Origin of the sequence: Emticicia sp. 17c (genome assembly GCF_037153985.1) — a bacterium.
Classification (GTDB): domain Bacteria; phylum Bacteroidota; class Bacteroidia; order Cytophagales; family Spirosomataceae; genus Emticicia.
In genome coordinates, this window is sequence record NZ_JBBAYI010000002.1 from 534509 (window position 1) to 555705 (window position 21197).

Below are 21197 nucleotides of genomic sequence, written 5' to 3' on the forward strand. Positions count from 1 at the left end.
TCATTTTATAATCTGCTTTTACTAATTCAATTCAAATTTATACCTTCCTGATTTTGCCATTGGTAATAGGTAATACCCATTTTGTACTGTCAGGCTTTGCTGTTGCCCATTAATACGGAGGTGTTTTTTGTGCGCATCGGCAGGTATGTAGATGTCTGCGCTTGTGCCGCCGGGTACAACTACCTCCATTGTTGTAGAGGCATCAGCTTTTTTGAAGCTAACTTCAACCATGCCTTTAATGGTTGGTGTTTTAAGGCTGGCAAACGTTAAGCTACCTGTTTGGGGTTTTATCTGGAAAGTGTCGAAGGCAGGAGTGAGAGGCTCTACTCCCATCAGTTTCCGCACAATAATATTGGCAGGGGCCGCACCCCAAGCGTGGTTCCAGTCCAGATTAGGCTTATAGGCTTTATCCCATGCTTCGAGCGTAATGGTTGAACCAACCCGAATCATGTTATACCAGCTTCTGTGTGCTGTTGATGAAAGTAGCTGAAGGGCGTAGTCGGCTTCTCTGGCTTCGTATAGAGCTTCCATCAAAAACTGGGAGCCATATACACTACAAGCCATTTTTCTACTTTTGATAAAATCAACTACCTTTTTTACATCTTTCTGAGGCACTAACCCAAAGGCTAATGCAAACATATTGGCATGTAAAGAGGTATGGTTTGTGCTGTCGCCATCTTTGATTAAACCCGTTTTGGCTTCCTGAAAAGTTTTAAGATAAGAAGTATACACTTGCCTTGCTTTGTTCTGATATTGTTGTGCGTCGGTCGGTTTTCCTAACAGATTAGCTATTTTCTCCATCAGAACCAGATTCCGGTAATAATAGGCGTTAATAACGGCATTGTAAGTATTGAACACAAAGCCGTCGGTTTCGCCCTTATATTCTTTTTCATTTCCAATGTAATCTCCGGTCTGAGGCCAGTCTACGTTATCGTGCAGGCCACGCCTGTTATCGAAGGTTTTGGTTATATGAATGGTTTTCAGAAACTCATCTGTCTGTTTATTAGTACGTGTACTTATTAAGCCATTATTACCTGCCAATGGCATTAACATTTTGTTTTGCAGGTCGGTATAATAGTTTTTTAATAACGAGGTATCGCCGGTATACATATAGTCATTCCAAGCAATGAGAACATTCTGCAAACTCCATTCGGTAGGCCATGTCGGATGAAAAATCAGGTAATTCATTGAACGCCGCCCGATACTATATTCGGCATCAACCGCATAATGCGACAACTGGTTAATAAGTGCATCGGCTTCGTAGGGAATCCTTTCGCGGTCTCCGTCAACATAATAGCCAGTAAAACTTGTGGCTTTCATAGAGTATTTGCACAAGTCCCATACCTGATTCAGAACGGTATCGCTTGAAATAAAGCTGGACGCACGCTCATCGAAGGGGTAATGTACTATTTTTCTTTTGATAGCTTCTTTTGTAAGACTTCCTGTGAAATTCTGAATACTTACATACCTGAACGGATATACCTCACCTATATAATCAGGCATTAAAATCGGGTTGCGGGCATTGCGTTTTTCGTTAGTTTGCCAAACAATCGAATATTCGTGCGTACCTGCTTTTATTAGTAAAGGTATTTTCAAGTAACGGATATTACGCCCCGGGTTTTTATGAATAACTGTCGGTTGTTGGAGTGCTTCGCCTACTTCAATCCAGATAGAATCAGTCTTAGGACTTGTTAAATTGAAAGTCAGTTGCCCGAGTGCATCTTTACCAAAATCAAGAAAATAGGCATCTGCGCCTGTTTTTACAAGCTGAACCGGCTCCTGAATGTCGGCAACCAAAGGATGATGTGCAAATGGTTCGGCCTTGTCGGGGGCATCAAGGTAAAATGCTGCCACCTCTGAAAAACCTGAGGCTTTGCCACCTGCACCCCATGTTTGCACTTTCCAGTAATATACTTTTCCGGTGTCCAGAGGTTTGCCGCTATAAGTAAGCCTGTTTTTACCAGTGTTAACTTTATGGGAATCCCAGTAATCAGCTTTGTTTTGCGCCAACAGTTGGGTGTCAGACGCAACCAGAATCTGGCAGGCTGTTATTTTACTTTGCGAAGTGGCTACCTCCCAACTGAAATGTGGTTGCTTGTTACTAATGTACGCAAACTGAAACAATTGTTTTTGCTGACTGGCTATTGCAAGAGTCTGTTTGGCCAAAATACCCTCCTGATATACATTACTGGTATTGAGCAGCAAATCGCAACGCAGCCGGAAAGGTGGCTGGCTTTGTGCAGCAAATATCCATAAGCTAAAAAGTATTCCTGAAATAATTTTATTCATGCACTTTGAAAAACTGGTTGTAAATAAATGGCCAAGCATTGATGCCCTAATTTATACCTTTGGAAAAACAAATCCGTTATGATACGTTGGTTTTATTAAAGTATTAGCCGTTTTATTGTCGAACTTGCCTTTGGCGGCATCCCAGTATATTTTATCTCCGCTACGCAACGAAATATTACCCATGTGGGCATTAATAGCTACGGTTGCTCCGGCATGAATAGGGCAAGCCAATTGGTCTAGCTTTCCGTTTTTCATTACTTCAATAAAGTTTCTGGCGTGTAGTTCAAGCCCATTGTCAGACTTTTCGATGAGCGGCACGGCTTCCATTCTAAAACCCTGTTGTCCTTCTCTTTCGGGTATTACCTCCCATCCATTACGGGTTACAACCAGTGTGCCTTTGGTGCCAATAAAAGCAATGCCGTGGCCTTTGCCGTATTGTCCGGCCCCAATGCCCATGTAGTGTTCCCATGTGTTTGAAAAACTACCAAAATCGTACGTTACATGAATATAATCGGGGGTTTCGCGGGCATCGGTCGGGAAAAGGCGTTTACCACCAACTGACGAAACCGAAAGAGGTTCGCTGACACCCATACCCCAAAGCATAATATCGAGCAGATGCACACCCCAGTCGCACATCAGGCCACCGGCGTAATCCCAGAACCAACGGAACTCATAATGAAATCGGTTGGCATTAAACGGGCGTTTAGCGGCTGGCCCTAGCCACAAGTTATAGTCAACCCCTGCCGGAGCGGTTGTGTCTGGCAACACAGGCAAAGGCTGTGTACCGCGGTACATCCAGGTTTTAGTATTAATAATAGTGCCTAACTTACCCGATTTTACAAAAGCAACGGCATCTTTGAAATGCTTTTGGCTTCTTTGCCATTGATTTACCTGTACTACTTTGCCCGATGCTTCTACTGCGCGCACCATGGCTTTGGCCTCGGCAATAGAATTAGCTACTGGTTTTTCGACATACACGTGCTTTCCGGCCGATAGCGAATCAACCATTTGCAAACAATGCCAGTGGTCGGGGGTAGCAACCAGTACTGCATCAATGTTTTTATCTTCGAGCATTTTCCGGTAGTCTTTATAAATGGTAAGGTTTGGAAAACCCGCCTTGCTGAGGTCCTCCTTGCGTTTGGCTAGTTGCTCATCGTCTACATCACAGATAGCCACAAGGTTTACTTCATTTATTTTCAGAAAAGCCCGAATATTATTAAAACCCTGATTTTTAACCCCAATCAGCCCAACATTAATTCTATCGCTTGGGGCAACTTTTTTTCGGATAGAGGCAAGTGTTTCTAAAGGCAATAGCTCCATTAGCCCTAGCCCTCCGATGGCAGAAGCGGTATTTTTAATAAAATTTCTACGAGAATTCATAACTGTAAATTATAGGGTTGAATAAATTATTTTTCGGGTGTGATTTCCAGTAAGGGCTGATTGAGGTTCCAGTTGGCCGGAACCTCATATACTACCTTATAGAAGAAAGGAATATCGTCGGCAATAGCGTATTTTTTATCAGCGTCTTGATGGTTTATTTTTTCGGTTTTTATCAATTTAAGTGTTGTTCTGGTGTGTAGTTTCATGCCCGACAAAGTCCAATCCTGCTTGGCAAATACTTTTTCGTCTGTTTCAGGAGAATAAACCAGAATTTCGAGCTGATAGGCAACGGCACTACTGGTATAGATAAACATTGCTTGCTGGCTCACTTTAACATTCGTGTTTCCGTCGCCCAGTATAGCCAGCCATGCAACTTCACCATTGGTTGCTTTCCAATGAATAGTTCCGGCTTTTATCTGTTCCCATACACGCTTATTCCCCCACAAGCCACCCATCATCCAATCTTTATTAATTACCGTGGTGGCTAGCTTAATGCTATCGCCTTTATATTTGTTAGGTACATTGCGAATAATGCTATGAGGTTTTGAGAAAGATTTCAAGGCTTTTAAGTCGTCTTTCGGAATAGAAAGCCCCAGATTCAGGATGGTAGAAAGGTTACTTACTTCGCCATATTTAGGGGCGTTTGCAGGTGGTAAAGGGCTGAGGTGCTCATCGTCTAAGGCCAACGCAATCCAGATGCCTGTAATAGCAAAATATCTGGTCATGTCCATACCATATCCTCTAAAATGTGGCCCCGGAATATTCTTCAGGTCAGGATTATATAAGTTGGCTATTTCATGCCAGAATTCTTTTTCGAGGTTTCCCCCAATGGTTTGTATTTCTTTTGAGGGGGCCAGTTCGCGCCATAAAGCCAGCCCGATAAGGGTTACGCCATAGTAAGTAGGTGAATTATACTCGCTGAACGTCTTATGGCTTTTATATAAATTGAATATCTCGTGCGCTTTGGCAATACCTGCTTTTTTGAGTGACTCCAGCCCAAATGTTGTGCCGACATATTCCATCAGAAATGCGCTCATGATAGAAATATTGGTATAATCTGCCCCTACATTTCTGGCCAATGCCCCTTTGGCTGCATGAATCAGCCCTGCATCGATGTTTTTAACAAGAGATGAAGGCAACAGATGACGAAACCGCTCACGGATAATTATTAAATCGCAGCCTATAAACTCACGCCAGTTCTGGTCAAATCTGTCATTAGCAACGGAGGTTTTCCAGATACCATAAAGTTTTGAGGTTTCGTCCTGATACTGGTTTTTCAGAATCCATTCCAGAATTACCACGGCGTTTTCTTTATCTCCGTTGGCGTTTCTGAACAATAAGGACTGGGCTACGCGTGTCATCGACCGTAGGCTTATGTTATCTGTCAGGGCTGCTTCAACTCCTTTATTCTGAGGAACTTCGTTTTCTATAAAAGTATTGAATAGTTTTTTCTGATATGCTGACAAGTGCTGATAGCTATATTTTTTTGTGTATAGCTCGTCCTTTTTCTGGGCTTCTGCCCGAAAAAAAGTGAGTATTGCGCCTAAGAAAAGCGTTCCGGCAATAAGAATCTTTTGCATATCTTCTTCGTTTTAAATCATTCTCTATTATTAATTTTTCACCGGAAATACCCGTACCAAAACAACTCCGTGGTGGCGTATTTCGGATTTAAACAATTGGCTAAAAGTACCTAAGTCTTTCTGCCGCCAAACATCCCGTATGTTGTATTTTCCTTTTAGCCCGAGTTTAGTTAAATCCAGCGTAAAGGTTTTGGTTTTTTCGTTACCCCAGTGAAAATAAGACTGTGGTGTTTTTCCAAAATCGGCGGTGTTAAAAAGACCAATGGCATACGAGCCATCTTCTAATGGTTTTTGCCAAACCTCAACGCCGTTCTCATTCAAAACCAGCCTTCCACCTTTACCAAGTGGGTCCTGATTAATTTCAATAACTTCATCATTCGACAGCAGGCTTAGCGTAAAGGCATCCAGTTTTTCAATGGGACAGCCTATCAGTAGGGGAGCCGCCAGTAAACTAAACATACTTACATGGCTATACTGCTCGTCGGGTGTAAGGCGGGTATCGTGCATTTCGGAGCCAATCGCAACTTTTCCGACAATCATCATGTCGGGGTCAGCCCAATGCCCATGCCCTGTGTAGGGCGACCACTTGTCGAGCGTAAAAGAAGTAAGGTAGAGGCTCGTCCAGCTATCTTTAATGTCAGGCCCTGTACGATACATATTTGAGGTACGCACCCAGTCGGCTACTTTATCGAAAGGGGCATTATTTGATAAGCTAAAGACGATATCACGCCCCGACAGTTTCAAGGCATTGCGCATACGTTCGGTTGAGTTAACATCAATCCGCCAGTCATATTTCAGAAAATCGGTTCCCCATTCGGCCATTTGGCGGGCATCTACTTCTTCAAATCTGTATTTGGCAATGTGGTTAAAAGCGCGCCTATCCACCATAATAGACTCATGCGTTTCGCCTCCTTCTTTAAAGTCTGACGATGCCCCCGGGTACCCGCCATAACTCGAAATATAAGGTGTAGAATACAAGCCCACTTTTAAACCAAGCGAGTGGATGTAGTCAAACATACCTTTAATATCGGGGAATTTTTCGTTAGGTTGAAGCGCAAAATCGGGGCCGCCGCGTTTTCCTTGCCAAGCATCGTCAATATTTATGTAGCTCCAGCCGTGGTCTTTTAAGCCTGTTTTTACCATTGCTTCTGCCGAAGCAATTACTTTTTCTCTATCAATTCTGGCTTCCCATGAGTTCCAGCCATTCCAGCCGATGGGGGGCGTTAAAGCAATTGTATCTCCTATTTGTATGGTTAGCACTTTGGTTGCTTCTCCGAGTACATTTTTAGCTTTCAGGGTGGTTGTATAAGTCCCTTTTTCGCTGATACTTCCGGTAATAATTCCGGTTTTTGTGTCTAATACCAAACCTTTGGGCAAATTTATAGCTGAAAAACTGATTGGTTTCTGCCCTGTGGCTACAATGGTATAGAGAAAGGGATTCTGGGGTGTGGCACCAAATAATTTTGCCGAATTTATTCTGGGCTTAGCCGAAGGCTGAGGGGTTAAAATATATTTTTCGCCCGGATTAATTACGTGTTCGGGCATATTATTGCCGAGCATTTCAAGTTGTGCGTCTATCCAGTTACAATAGGTTCTTTTATTGTTTATTCCACCCACTTTATCGGTTACTAATAAACCCAGTTGTTTAATACCCGTCAGATTTACGTCTACTTTAACAGGGGCATCTCCTATCGACATTTCCTTGCTTTCAAAAAGTATCTTGCCGTCGCCGAGTACATAAAAGGTCAGCGGAATATCCTTATTTCCTAAGTCGTCGACCCCTACCAATGCCGAAAACCGTTTAGCTTTCTGGTTCAATGCAAAAGCCAGTACACAGGGAGACTGCGCCCCTAAGCCTCGTTCATACTTTTTACCGCTCATACGCAACGTATCGTTTGAGTAGTTTCTTTTGGCCTGAACGGGACGTAGCCCCTCTGAGTACGACTGAATTTGTAAATCATCTAGCCACACCACCTTTGTATGTTGGGCAGAGGCAGCTAGTGATAAAATTATAAAAATAGTGGTTAAGTGCTTTTTAAATTGTAACATGGTCAGATAACTTAATTATTTTACTGGAATCATGCGTAGCATGGTAACTCCGTGGTGCCTGATATTAGTTTTGAACGACTGGCTGAAAAGACCCAAGTCTTTTTGTCTCCATACATCCCGTAGCTTGAAACTACCCGACAACCCAACTTTGCTGAAATCGAACTGATAATTAATGGTGGGTTCATCGCCCCAACGGAAATAAGACTGGGGTGTTTCTCCAAAATGAGCAATATTGAAAAGCCCAACAGCATAGGAGCCATCTTCTAAGGGTTTCAGCCACACCTGTACTCCGTTTTCCTGACTTATGAGGCGAGCGGGTTTTCCCAGTACATCCTGATTAATTTCGATAACCTCATCGTTGGTAAGTAAATTAAGTGTAAAGGCATCGAGCTGCTCAATGGGGCAACCAATGAGTAATGGTGCCGACAATAAACTGAAAAGACTTACGTGACTATATTGCTCGTCGGGTGTGAGGCGGGTAGGATGCAACGCCGACCCCGTAGTCACATTTCCCAGAATCATCATGTCAGGGTCAAGCCAATGCCCACGCCCACCAAAGGGTGCCCATTTATCGAGCGTAAAAGCTGAATGATAGAGGCTCAACCAACTATCACGGATATCGGGGCCAGTTCTGAATGTATTGGTTAGTCTTGCCCAATCTTGCGCATTGGCAAAAGGGGCAGAATTTGAAATACTATAAACAATGTCTCTGCCCGAAACTTTGAGGGCCTCCGACATCCGCTGTGCCGAGCCTACTTCAATCCGCCAGTCATATTTCAGGTAATCAATACCCCACGCAGCCATCTGGCGGGCATCGTTCTGTTCAAATCTGTATTTCCCGACATAGCGGAAAGCCCTTTTGTTTTCTTTGATGGCCTCTGTAATTTTACCGTCTTCATTATCAGAAGACCCACCAATATAACCCGCATAACTTGTAATCATGGGTGTTGAATAAACGCCGACTTTCAGGCCAAGCCCATGAATGTAGTCAATCATTTCTTTGAAACGGGGAAACTTTTCGTTAGGCTGAATAGCATTAAATGCACCCCCGCGTTGTCCCTGCCACGCATCGTCAATGTTGATGTACGTCCAGCCATGCTGGCTTAGCCCCATTTTAACCATGGCATCGGCCGAGGCTATTACTTTTTCTTGGTCAATGTTTTTAGCCCATGAGTTCCAGCCATTCCAACCTATGGGCGGAGTTAACGCAATGGTATCACCAATTACAATACTGAGTTCTTTCTGTGCTTCGCCCCACGCATTCTGGGCTTTCAGTATTGTTTTATAAGTACCCCGCTGGGCGATTTTACCAGAAATAACTCCTGTTTTTTTGTTAATTGAAAGCCCCGCAGGTAAGTTCTGGGCAGTGTAGCTAATGGGCTGCTCGCCAGTGGTGGCAACTGTATATAAAAACGGATTACCAGGCCTTGCACCGAATATTCTGGCCGAATTGATTTTAGGCTTTTTATCGGGTAAGGGTGTCAGTATATATTTTTCGTCGTTATTGGGAAGCGTTTGTGGAATGGCATTTTCTTTCATAATGAATTTTGCATCTGCCCAGTTTGCATAAGTTCTGTTTATTTCCATATCGACCAGCACCAGCAACCCAAGTTGCTTAATACCCTCTGTACTTACTTTAATTGCTCTGGCGGCATCGCCTAATTTCATTTCTCCGCTATCAAACAATATTTTTTTATCGCCAATAACATAAAACCGATGAGGGAGGTTTTTTACACCTTTATCATCGACCCCTACCGAAGCCGAAAACTCGGTTGCGTTGCCATTCAGGTAGAAAGACAGCACACTTGTTGAGTTAACCCCAACCCCATGCGTATAGTACACACTTTTTATTTTCATGGAGTCGCCGGCTGCATTTGTTTTAGGCAATACTGCCGGAATACCCTCCGAAAATGATTTAATTGGCAGGTCGTCCAGCCAGATACTCTTTGTTTTTTGTGCGGCAAGCCCTGTGCTTAGCAAAGCCAGCACCCAGACCATTATTATTTTTTTATTCATATAAGGGTTAAATATTGGAACAGATTCTAGGATAATCGGATGGTATGCCTGAAAGGCGTAAAGCCTGTGAGGTACACGGTGGGGGTATCTAACGCTGGCAATGCCCCTCGTAGCTGAATGCCTTTATGCTCAATTCTGCCCGGCGAAAAATGGATTGTATCGTTGCCAACAGAGTAAGAACCCGCCTGAGCAGAGAACAGATAGGCTTTGGCATTATTCGGATAACCCGTAACCCCTGTAAATGTACCCCCTGCCCTGAAAATCAGTTCAAGTGAAACCGGAACCCCATCGGTTCCGGTCATGTTTATTTCTACTTCTATTCCGTTGTTAACTTCCTGAATTTTCACCACGGTATCAAGTTGCTGCACTTCGCTTTGTTTACGAAGCGTTCGGGGCATTTTGTCCAAGTCGCCGTCTGGCGAAATTTTATCTTTATCAAGTGGTTGGTAATAAGGGCCTTCAAGGTGTTTTTTCAGCACCCATGCGTTACCTTCCTGCACAATTTTTTCAGACTGGAATTGTCCCTTTCCGAAAAAAGATGCCGCTACACGCATGGCTTGCAGAACGGCATTACCTTTATGAAAAGTGAGCCATCCGGCATTGTTCGACAACAGGGTTGTATCCCACTCCCCACGCCTGATTCTGACTACCCCCGAATACGGGAAGGCTTTAGCATAACTGGTAGGCAGGGGTTGGTCGGCCGGTAATTCCTGCCATAAAGATGGGTCTTCCAGAAAATAATCGAGGTAAGCCGCCAATTGTTCTTTTGTACTGGTTCGTTCAATTTGCCGGCACATAGCTGCCATTTGGCCGTTGTTTTTTTGCAGGGCCATAAAGCGGTAACAATAGTAGTATTTATACATATTACCGATACTACCTTTGTCCTGACGATTCGAGGCCTCGGTAACTACCTCTCCGTTAGGATGAACATAATAGAGCGTCATTTCAAGATTTCTTAAAACGGGCTCCAGCAGTTCGGGTTTACCAAGACCTCGCGCCATGATTATCAACGAGCGATTAACGATTGGAGAATAACTATTGGTGCTTTTTTCGGTGTATTGTCCGTCAGGGTCAATATCTATATGTTCAGCCAGCCATTGGTCTATACGATTCGTATAACGTTTGTCAGGAAATAACTCATTCAGTTTTGTTAAAGCAGCCGAAACCACCCAACGGTGGTTAGGCGTATGAATACCCCCTACTATGAGCCCTTCGCCAGCATTTTTAAGAAAAGTCTGTAATAAACCCATTGTTTTGTCAGCACCCTTTACCTGCGACTGTTTCAGGAATTTATAGGCCGGAACCATGTTTTCCAGAATAAAGGCGGTGTCGGGGGTTGAATGGAAATTAGTAGCCAGTAAATCGATGGTGCCATCGGTATGCTGAAATTTAAGCATGGCATTGGCAGCGGCTTCTACTTCTTGCAGTATCTCTTTTGATTGATAATAGGCTGATTCGGGGCAAGACATCAGCATACAGGCTTTAATTACAAAACTACTTGTTGTATGCGGGTTGGGTATTTCTACATCATCAGCATATCCGCCGACGTATTTATTCTTAGGGTCGTTTACTTTCAGGGTTTTAAACTTTGGCAGTTGCTGGTCGTGTAGTTTAATCCATTCTAGCAGCCAACTGGGCTTAGCGTAGTTGCTAAATGCACGAAGGTTAACAAAAGGAACCGCACAAACCGAAAGTATGCCTGTATTTACGAATGCTCTTCTATTCATAACTGCTTTTAATTTTGAGGAAGTCTGTTGATGAAGCGAATTGTTCCCTTTCAAAATTCTCTGATTTTAATACTTCTGAAATGTACTTCATCGCCGTGGTCCTGAAGTAGAATATGCCCTGCGTATGCCTGTGCAAAATTGGCATAAGTATTGTATTTGCTCTTGGCTACCAGATTCTGGAATATCTGCGAGTGGCGGTCATACTCAACCATTTTCAGGTTATTCAGCCAATGTTCCACATGCCCGTCTTTCGATACAATTCTTAGCTTATTCCACTTACCCGGTGGGTTCATTCGTTTCTCTTTGTTGCCTTCTGACAGATTTTCGGCAGTGATAAGGTCATATAACGAGGCCGTTGTACGGTTGCCATTTACACCCGCTTTGGCGTCGGGGTGTACGTTATCATCCAGTAGCTGAAACTCAGGACCTAAGCCCGTGCCTTCTTTCCGTTTGGGGTCATCTACCACAAAATATTTCAGGCCGCTGTTGGCACCTGTGGTAAGTTTAAAGTCCAGTTCAAGCTCAAAGTTTGAAAACTCTTTTTCTGTTTCAATGTCTCCGCCCTTACGCAAGCTATCTTTTTTTGAGCCTGTAACTTTCAGAACGCCATCTTGTATTTCCCAGCCTACTTTCGGAAACGAGCTACCATTGGCTAGTTTCCAGCCTGCTGTTGTTTTGCCATCCCACAGTAAACGCCAGCCTTTTCTGATTTCGTTTTCAGATAGTTGATTCGGAAGATAACTAACCTCAGGGGCTTCTTCTCCCCCTTTCCATACAACATCTTGCAGGTTTTCAGTAGCAATTCTGATATTGCGCCATTGCACGGTTAAACCTTCCTGCTCTGGTCTTTTAATCTGATGCACTTGTAATGCTATCAGTCCTTTGGCTGTTTGGGAGTCGAGCAGATTAGCGCACGGAATACCGTTTATCCATGTTTTAATGCTATTACCGATGGCTTCAATGTGGTATTTGTTCCACTGCCCATTTCGAAAAGCCTTCTGGCCTTGCGGGTTAACCGATAGCGGATACAACCAGCCGTTTCGGGCTTCATCATAAATGCCGCCACTCCACGCACGCAAAGCGGGGTCAATTTCTACCTGATACCCATGTACCCTTCCATTCATAACGGCGGGGTCGCTGATACTCCTAATCTGAATCCCTGAGTTTAGACCTACCTCTACTTTTACGTCTACTTCCAGCACAAAATCGCCGTAGAGGTTTTCTGTACAAAGAAACGTATTAGGTGTATTGAGGTGAGACACCCCTATAATGGTTTTGTTTTCAATTTTGTACTCGGCATTGCCGTTGCGCTTAACCCAACCTTTCAGGTCTGAGCCATTGAAAAGGTCTTTCCATTGTGCTTTTGAGGCAAAACTCAGCAATAACATTCCGTAAAATGCTAGCTTACTTATATTTTTCATAGTGTTCAGGTTGAATAGATGGCTGTTTTAAAGAGAGAAGAAACATTGGCTTCTTCTCTCTTTTATAGATAGGCAAACTAGGATTAGTAGCCCGGATTTTGTGACATCTTAGGGAAAGAAAGGTCTATTTCAGACTGTGGCACAGGTCTTAAATAGTGCTTGTCGGTAATTGATTGCCCTTTGGTCCAGGGGTTATATTTTTTCACGCGTTCAACCAGTTTTCCGGTTCTTTTCAAATCAAACCAACGGTTGTATTCACCCATTAATTCACGGGCTCTTTCGTCCAGAATGAGGTCAATGCTAATATTGGCAGCGGTAGCTCTGTACGAAACAGCATCGAGAGATTTCTGGTTTTCAGGCGCAGCGGCGCATTTAGGGTCTGAGCCTTTTTTGGTTCCTAAGGCGCGGTCAAGCACTTTGTTATAATAGACTTCTGCCCCGCCCAGTTTGCCACCTTTTGCTCCTTTTACGATTGCTTCGGCAGCTATAAGATAGGCTTCGGCGGCTCTGAAAACACATTCGTTGAAAGTTCCGTAGGCATCGCCATAAGGAATACCCGGTTGCCAGAATTTCCACATTAATGGTGCCTGAATATTAAAACCTGAGTTATCTATCGGATACCCTCCACCGTATTCATACGTATTTACGACGGCATAATTTTTAGTTCCTCCTAAATCAATGCCTCTTTCGGCTAGCGTAGTAGTGGGTTTGTTCCAGGGGCGACAAACAAGAACGGTGTCGCCCACTGCGAAACTTACTTTTAAATTAGGGTTACTTAATGGTAGCGGCTTATAATCTTTTACAGCCGAAAGCGCATAGCCTACGCTTACAAAATTATGTGCATAACGCGTGTCGATATCAGGGTCAAATAAACGGTATGTGGCTGTGTTTATCTGGTGAATGCCTAAACTACGGTTGTAGTCAGACGTACGGCCTTTACTACCGATGAAACCCTCACCACTTGGGCCAAAGCGCGAGTGCAGGTCGTTACCTCCGGCGGCATCCTGTGTAAAGGCGGCGTCGGTTTTGTTGGTTAATACATCTGAGTTGTATTGAACAGCAAATACAATCTCTGCGTTTTTATCGTTTTGTGCGCCTGTATATTGTGTCAGGGGGTTATCAGACCTTTTCGGGAACAAGTCTTTGTAATTAGCTGCCAGTGGGTAGGCATCTATGATTTTGTCGGCATACTGAAGGGCTAAATCAAAGTCAGCGTTTGAGCCTCCCAACGAGTTATTGAAGTTCCAGCCTCTGGTAAGGTATACACGTGCTAACAGAAATTGCGCTGTACCTTTATTGATACGCCCGTAGTTTGAGGCTGTTGCTGGTAATTTTGTTTCGCACTCAAGTAAATCGCTGATAATCTGTTTGTAAACTTCGGCTGCTGGTACTCGAGGGAAATCTTTCTTAGGTGTGGTTATTTCGGACAAAGGCATTGGAATATCACCCCATTGCTGAACAGCATAAAACAAACATAGGGCTCTTAAAAATTTAGCTTCTGATACTCTGGCATCTTTCAGGGCTGCCGCCATAGTAGTGATTCCGTCGGCACGGCTGATAACGGTATTGGTACGGGCAATTTCGGTATACAATAGTTGCCAAAGGCTTTGTATTTCGGGTACGGTTGCATTAAAACGGGTATCGTACACATCGAACAGGCTTGGCGGGGTTTCTTTACCCGTTGCCGTGGGGTTCCATGTTCCTAGAGAAGAGAAAATGTCTGTACCATTTAAGACCAACATTCTGTTCTGGTGAATATTTCTTAGTAATGGGTAACAGGCTCTTACCAAATCCTCAAAACCAGCCTCAGTTTTGTAATAAACATCGGTAGTTAGGGTAGTTTTAGGATTTTCTTCCAAGAATTTATCTTTACAACTCATCGAAACAAGTAATAAACCAGCGACAAGTAAAAATTTAGTTTTTGAATATATAGATTTCATTGTCTTTCGATTAAATAGAATTAGAAACTAAGGTTAACTCCCAAGCTGACAGTAACAGACGGAACATCATCCTGATAAATCGCTGAATTGAATTCAGGGTCAAATCCAATAAATTTTGAAACAATAATTGGATTAATTACCTGCGTGTATACTCGTGCGTTATAAAGTTTCCATTTATCCATCAAGCCTTTAGGAATATTATACCCCAAAGTAATATCCGAGATTCTGAGGAAGCTGGCATCCTGATAGTTAATAGCACTACGGTAAGGGTTAGCCGCTGCTACACCAAAGTAAGTATTTGATGGGTTCTCGCTTGTCCAGTAATCCAGATTTGCCAATTTATTGTAACGTTGCGCGTTTATTTCACCAAAAGTTCCTGAAAGGGTTTTGTTGTTATATAAGGTTCCGTTACGGTAGTAAGCAAAGAACGAGAAGTCGAAGTTTTTGTATCTGAAACGGTTGGTCATACCCATCAGGAAGTTAGGTAGTTCAGAACCCAGATAGACTCTGTCGTCTTTACCTTCTGCCGACGAAATAATACCATCGTTGTTTTGGTCTACTACCCTTACCGAGCCTGGCACCTGATTGTATTTTGCTGCTAAATCTTTATCGGCTAACTGCCAGATACCTGCAAATTTGTAATCGTAGTTGGCTCTGATAGGGTACCCTACAAACAAGTTATTTCCTTTGTCGGCCATTTGCCCGTTGCCATACAGTTCAAGCAACTTGTTATTATTTTTGGTAAAGGTAAGTGTAGTGTTCCAAGTGAAATCCTGTGTGGCTATATTGACCGTATTTAACAAGATTTCGATTCCTTTATTCTGGATTTTACCTACGTTTGAGGTTACCTGCGAGAAACCAGAGGTAGTTGGTATTTTCTGATTCAGAATCAAATCTTGTGTTTTTCTGTCATATAACTCTAACGTTCCTGAAATACGGTTTCTGAAAAACCCGAAATCCAAACCCAGATTAAGTTCTTTACTTCTTTCCCAGCGTAGGTCTTTGTTGCCGAGGTTTGCAGGGGCAAAACCATAAGCAGCGGTTCCGTCAAAGTCGTAGCCTGTATTTAAAAGACCTGCCTGTGTGCTATATGGGTTAACCGTTGAGTTACCTACTTCACCATAACTTACTCTTAGTTTCAGGTTTGAAAGTACTTTTATGTTTTGAATAAACGATTCATCGATTAATCTCCATGCTAAAGCAACCGAAGGGAAAAACGCCCACTTATTACCCGGTGCTAACTGAGAAGCTCCGTCGGAACGGCCTGTAAGCGTTAAAAGGTATTTATCTCTGAACGTATAATTGATACGACCCATATATGACGACAACGAACGCTCAATTAAAGAACTGTTATATGCCGTAACGGTTCCGGTATTGATGGCGTACCAGTCTGAATCATAAGGTAAGTCTTTTACTGCAATTGATGAGGTTTCGTTACGCTGATAGAATGCACTTTGCAGCCCCGTCAGGTTAATTTTGTGGCGACCTAGCTCAAGGTTATAAGTAATGATGTTATCGAGGGTATAACTGCCCAGAATACGGTTATCTATTTGTGTTCTGGGTTTGCTTCCAGTCTGAGATTTAGACCATGTTCCTCTGAAATCGCCCACTTTGGTTGTGCTATATGTAGATGACAACGAAGAGCGGATGCTCAGCCCTTTAATTGGAGAGTACTCTACGTACGCATTAGCCATAATGTTAGAAACCGTTGTCTGAAGTTTCGATTGGTTAGGATCAACGTCGCTCAACGGATTCGGCACTTGTTTATCGTTAATTCCCATCCAGAAAGCCAGTCCGTTCACATTAATGTCCTGATTTTCAGAAGGGTTAGTTAAGTCGCTGTAATAAGGTACGCCGGTAGGTCTGGCACGGTAGGCCCCTCTTAATGATTCCTGCGAACCCAAGTTCTGAATCGAATAGGTAGCATAAGACGTAAAACCTACTTTAAAGTGGTCGCCTAGTTTGCTGTCAAGGCCAGCATTGAGGTTATATCTTTTAAAATTGGTGCTAAGTACGTTTCCGTCTTCATTAAGAAACCCACCCGAAAAACGATACGTTGTTTTTTCGGTACCACCCGATATGCTCAAAGTCTGGTTTGTTTGTACACCCGGGTCTGTTACGAGGTCAACCCAGTCGGTACTGCGTCCGTTATTAATGTTGTCTAACTCAATAGAGGTAAACTTGGCTTCTGCGGCACCCTCCAGAATTCTATCGGTATAAGTTGCTTTATAGAATTGCTGGCTATTCATGAGTTTTGGCAGGTGAGCAGGTGTTTTTATACCTACGTAGCTGTCATAACTAACTCTTGGCTTACCCGACAACCCTTTTTTGGTAGTGATAATAATTACCCCATTTGCGCCTCTGGCTCCGTAAATAGCCGTTGAGGAAGCATCTTTCAAGACATCCATCGACTGAATATCGTTCGGGTTCAGGTTGTTTATGTCTCCACCCATAAGGCCGTCAATTACAACCAGAGGGGCCGTTGAGTTATTGATGGTGTTTTCACCTCTGATTGTAATGTTATAAGAACTACCGGGTCTGTTATCTGCTTTTGTAACGGTTGCACCTGCAACTTGCCCTTGTAGTGCTTTCGATGCCAGTACAGGGTTTGCTCTTACAATGTCTCTCGACTGCATCGAAGCCACCGCACCAGTAAGGTCGCTTTTCTTTTGCTCGCCGTACCCTACTACTACTACTTCGTCGAGGGTTTTATCGTCTGGCATTAACTTTACATCAATTATAGATTTATTCCCTGCCGGAATTTCCTGTGTAAGATACCCCACGTAACTAAAAACCAGAATAGCCGACTCGTTTGCCACCTCAAGGCGGTACATTCCCTCAATATCGGTGGTAGCTCCTTTGTTGGTTCCTTTAATAAGGATACTTACCCCCGGAATACCTTCGCCCTTTTCGTCGGTTACCTTACCTGTAATTGCTTTTAGTGGTTTGGCTTCTTCAATGGGTGCCATAGGTAATACCAGTTGGGCTTCCTTTATAACGCTGGCGTTTTCTTTAAAAAGCAAAATTTGCTTACCGTTCACCTCATACGAAATTTGCAAGGGTCTGAAAATTCTTTCCAGTACGTTTTTCAGGGTTTCATTTTTGGCTTCAAAGGATACCCGTTGGCTGATGTTTATCTCTCTGGGATTATAAACAAATCTTACACTTATGTTATGTTCGATTACATTGAGCGTTGATTTCAGGTTCTCGTTTGCTGCCCTGATACTTATTCTTTGCTCAAGAACTTCCTGGCCTGCTGCTGAATGGGCATAAGAAATGCCAAGTCCGATTATACTTAATAATAGTTGTACAAGTGAAACCCTCATAAGTTTCTTTATTAATAGGGGGGAGAAATACTCTTTCATCAGAATCAGATAAAATTTAGGGTTAATATATTTTTTATCAAAGAATAAGTAGGAATATTTTATTTTTCCATTAGAAAAAACAAAGGCGTATCACCCACTCAGGATTCCCGGTGATGAAAGGTACGGCAACAGGCAGTCAATGTTTTTGTTTAAAATAGGGTAAAAGGTTGCATCCATATAAAATTGTGGTTTTACTTATGGATGGCACAGTGGTGTTGCAGATACTTGTTTTTATCGAATTTTTTTTTGAAATAATACAAAAAATTAATTTCAACAGCCATTGCTGTATATAACTATCTGAGCATCAACGATTTCGTAATTAGCATGCGTAATTTTACAAATCAAATTTAATTTCTCATAAAGTGATTCGTCCGAAAAAGAGGCTGTCAGGTAGCAGTTCTCCATGGTTTTTTCGTCGTAGATAATATGAATACCATAGGCTTTTTCAAGCTGTGCAAAAACGGTAGCAATGGGTGCTTCATCAAATACAAAATTGGTGTGTGATTCTCCGACGAGTATTTCAGGTTGTTTGCTGATTGATTTTAATAATCGGGCATCGGCTATCGAGTATTCGATGGCCTGATTCGGGGTCAGGATAATACCTCCTAGCTCGTTCTTTTTCTGCCGCTTGGCTTTTTCCAAATCTTCGCGGCTGTAAACCGATACTTTTCCAGAGCGAACTTCAACTTTTACGTTTTTTTCATTTTCAAAGGCTTTCACCATAAAGCTAGTGCCTAACACCTGCGTAGAAATGTAATTGGTATAAACCCAGAAAGGCTGTTTAGGATTCTTGGTAATATCAAAGAATGCCTGCCCTACCAGATACACTTCACGCGCTTGGGGGGAAAATTGTTTGGGATAGCGCACTTTGCTTTTCGGATACAACGTTATAACGCTGCCGTCGGCAAGTGTTATTTTTTTACTGGTTTCTTCCTGATTTTCGGTTTCAATATAGTTTACTAGCAGATTCGGATTGATTTTCGACAAAAATGCCATTTTCTGCTTTTCGGTATAGTATTTCATTCCCAGAAAGCCAATTCCTAAAAGGATAGCTATTGAAGCGGCAATTCTGAATACCTGAGTTTTCCAGAAAGGAGGCTTAACAATTATGGTTTCTTCAACTATTTTTTCGGTAATACTGGCTAGTTGTGCATCGTCTAAATCAATGTCTTTTTCATGCAGCGTTAATAAAAATGCTTTGGCAAGATTGATGTGCTCAACAGATTCGGGATGTTGAGCCATCCAATTTTTCCAAAATGTTTCGTTTTTGTTGTCTGGATTAAAGACCCATTGCCGAAACGATTCATCCCGACTAAAGTCTTCAAAATTATAATTATGATAATCTAAGTTCATCTGATAAGTGAGTAATGTTTATAGGATGCCAATCTTTGGTTCAAAATACTGTTTGCTGGTCATATTTTTTTTACAACATGGTATTCAACAGTAATACATAGTATATCATAAAGCCCGACCAGTTTTCACGGATGGTCTTGAATGCCACCTGCAAAAGGTTAGATACAGACTGGGAGTTAATACCCATTATCTGGGCTATTTCGTCACGTTCCAGATTCTGATAGTACCTCAGGTATACTACTTCGCGCTGTCTTTTGGGCAGAAGATTGAGCAGATTAGCAATTTTCTGAGTATTTTCCTGAATATTTTCCTGTTCGATTATTTGTAACTCAGGCGAGAATTCTACAAAGTTCAGGTCGTTTTCGATATCAATTACCTCTTCTTCATGATTTACTTTCTGCCGAACACTTTCACGAAGAATTTTTTTTCGGACACAACTCAACAAGTAAGCTCTTACACTTTCGGGTTGCGCAACTGTATTCCGACGGCTCCAGATTTCGACAAAAACTTCCTGCACACAGTCTTTCACGAAATCTTCTTTCTTAATGAACTTGTAACCATAGTTTTGCAGAAGATTAAAGTATTTTTTTATGAGTTTACCCAAAGCTAGTTCGCTGCCGTTTTTCATCTGTTGCCAGAGTTGAGAATCGGTCTGAGTATTCGCGTGTAATCCTTGGGAGTTCATGTAAGCCTTACATTAAGTTGTATCCACTTCAGTGTTACAAAATAAAAGATGTTTTTAGAATAATTATCTATCAGTCCGGTAAAATATCACTTAGCAGATTAAAAAAGAGGCCCAAAGCATGAATTAAGTAAAAACACTCAGTAAGCGTGAGTATATATTGCATCGCTAAGGATGAATTATGGCCTATATACTTCTTATCATATAAGAGCTATATTTTTGTGTTTCAGGGGTTTATCGCTTTTGCTTAATAATTGCAGATAGGATAAGAAATAAAAAAGAGTTTTATTTCTTATTAATCTATCTCCCTACATTACCAGAAATAGTATCATTATTATAGGGCTTAAAATCAACTCTAATCTCCTTTCCAATAAATGAAAGATTTAGGGCGTCAATAGGGAAGTATTCAATATCTCAATTACCTTGAGAAAATGCCTTTGCATTAAATGTTATTGAGATAATAACAAAAACAATAATTTTTCTTTTGTATGACCCCACTATAAAGAATTCTTTTATTAGTAAACGCTTTCATTTTCTTGTAAACCTACCTATTTCAAAAAAATGGTTCCGTTCTTCAAGAGTATTAAAATTAGAAGAATGCATTCCTTCATTTGTCGAAATTAAAGAGAATAGTCGTTTTGTATAAATTCATCTTAAAGCAAGATATGCTTTTGTTGCTCTACAACTTCCATTAACGTCCATATAGGAGATGTTGAGAAATGAAAAAAATTAAACCACCCTTTATAAAGCATCTATTTTTTTTTGATTTAATTGGGTATTAAAAATATCATCACGTAGCAATACCGCATTCGCTGTTTTAATAATTGTTACACCTTCCTTTGCATTAAAGTAATAAAATATTTGATGAGATTGCCTTATTTTTAGTGGCTCCAGCACAATCTTTTGCAAGATTGTGCCATTTACCGATACCTCATTTTTAAAAATAATTTTATATTTTACTTTTGACAAATTAATACTCCCCCCAGCTTTTCTATCGTAGTCATAAAATAACTTCCATCTAAGTGATGATTTATAATACCAAGTATGGTTTTCTATTTTAAATAAAATTGCCTTACGAGTATCTCCAGAAAATATTCTTGTTTCTGAAAAGGTATTTGAGCTATAATAATATCTAATAGAGCTAAACTCTTGATCCATTCCTAAGAATAAACTATCAGTTTTTAAGCCAATATTCTCATTTAAAATATAATTAAGTTTTATTTGCTGACCATGTGAATATATGCTGACTGTTAAATAAATAACTATGAGTTTAATGCTCTTCATCCTTAGTTTCTTTATTATTCGTATCTTGACTTTTTTTATAGAGTAATGAGGAGATTAGAGAGTCGTATTTGGGCTTTTCTTGCTCATATACTCTACCATTTGCTTTAGCTT

At 41.7% G+C, this 21197-nt stretch carries 12 protein-coding genes; all 12 read right to left on the reverse strand.

Translation table 11 applies throughout. From position 1 onward, the window contains the following. Positions 1–21 precede the first annotated feature (21 nt). On the reverse strand, positions 22–2289 hold the full coding sequence (locus tag WAA15_RS06760; RefSeq protein WP_337041949.1) for an alpha-L-rhamnosidase-related protein: 2268 nt from the start codon (positions 2287–2289) through the stop codon (positions 22–24). Between the two features lie 51 nt (positions 2290–2340). After that, positions 2341–3669 (reverse strand): Gfo/Idh/MocA family protein, encoded by a 1329-nt coding sequence (locus tag WAA15_RS06765; RefSeq protein WP_337041950.1) that lies wholly within the window; start codon positions 3667–3669, stop codon positions 2341–2343. 26 nt (positions 3670–3695) lie between these two features. Next, the gene (locus WAA15_RS06770) at positions 3696–5249 is read right to left on the reverse strand and encodes a hypothetical protein (RefSeq protein ID WP_337041951.1); all 1554 of its coding nucleotides are present in this window, start codon (positions 5247–5249) and stop codon (positions 3696–3698) included. Between the two features lie 30 nt (positions 5250–5279). Next, the gene (locus tag WAA15_RS06775) at positions 5280–7298 is read right to left on the reverse strand and encodes an NPCBM/NEW2 domain-containing protein (RefSeq protein ID WP_337041952.1); all 2019 of its coding nucleotides are present in this window, start codon (positions 7296–7298) and stop codon (positions 5280–5282) included. Between the two features lie 15 nt (positions 7299–7313). Next, complete coding sequence (locus WAA15_RS06780) at positions 7314–9314, reverse strand: NPCBM/NEW2 domain-containing protein (protein ID WP_337041953.1); 2001 nt, start codon at positions 9312–9314, stop codon at positions 7314–7316. A gap of 26 nt (positions 9315–9340) precedes the next feature. Next, a complete protein-coding gene (locus WAA15_RS06785) occupies positions 9341–11041 on the reverse strand; it encodes a hypothetical protein (protein WP_337041954.1) in 1701 nt (566 codons plus the stop codon). A gap of 50 nt (positions 11042–11091) precedes the next feature. Beyond that, complete coding sequence (locus tag WAA15_RS06790) at positions 11092–12462, reverse strand: 3-keto-disaccharide hydrolase (RefSeq protein ID WP_337041955.1); 1371 nt, start codon at positions 12460–12462, stop codon at positions 11092–11094. An 83-nt stretch (positions 12463–12545) separates the two neighbouring features. Further along, on the reverse strand, positions 12546–14402 hold the full coding sequence (locus WAA15_RS06795; protein WP_337041956.1) for a RagB/SusD family nutrient uptake outer membrane protein: 1857 nt from the start codon (positions 14400–14402) through the stop codon (positions 12546–12548). Between the two features lie 20 nt (positions 14403–14422). Continuing rightward, on the reverse strand, positions 14423–17728 hold the full coding sequence (locus tag WAA15_RS06800) for a TonB-dependent receptor (protein ID WP_337041957.1): 3306 nt from the start codon (positions 17726–17728) through the stop codon (positions 14423–14425). A gap of 309 nt (positions 17729–18037) precedes the next feature. Then, complete coding sequence (locus tag WAA15_RS06805) at positions 18038–19120, reverse strand: FecR family protein (protein WP_337041958.1); 1083 nt, start codon at positions 19118–19120, stop codon at positions 18038–18040. A 70-nt stretch (positions 19121–19190) separates the two neighbouring features. Continuing rightward, a complete protein-coding gene (locus tag WAA15_RS06810) occupies positions 19191–19805 on the reverse strand; it encodes an RNA polymerase sigma factor (protein WP_337041959.1) in 615 nt (204 codons plus the stop codon). Between the two features lie 738 nt (positions 19806–20543). Beyond that, the gene (locus WAA15_RS06815; RefSeq protein ID WP_337041960.1) at positions 20544–21086 is read right to left on the reverse strand and encodes a hypothetical protein; all 543 of its coding nucleotides are present in this window, start codon (positions 21084–21086) and stop codon (positions 20544–20546) included. Positions 21087–21197: the final 111 nt, after the last annotated feature.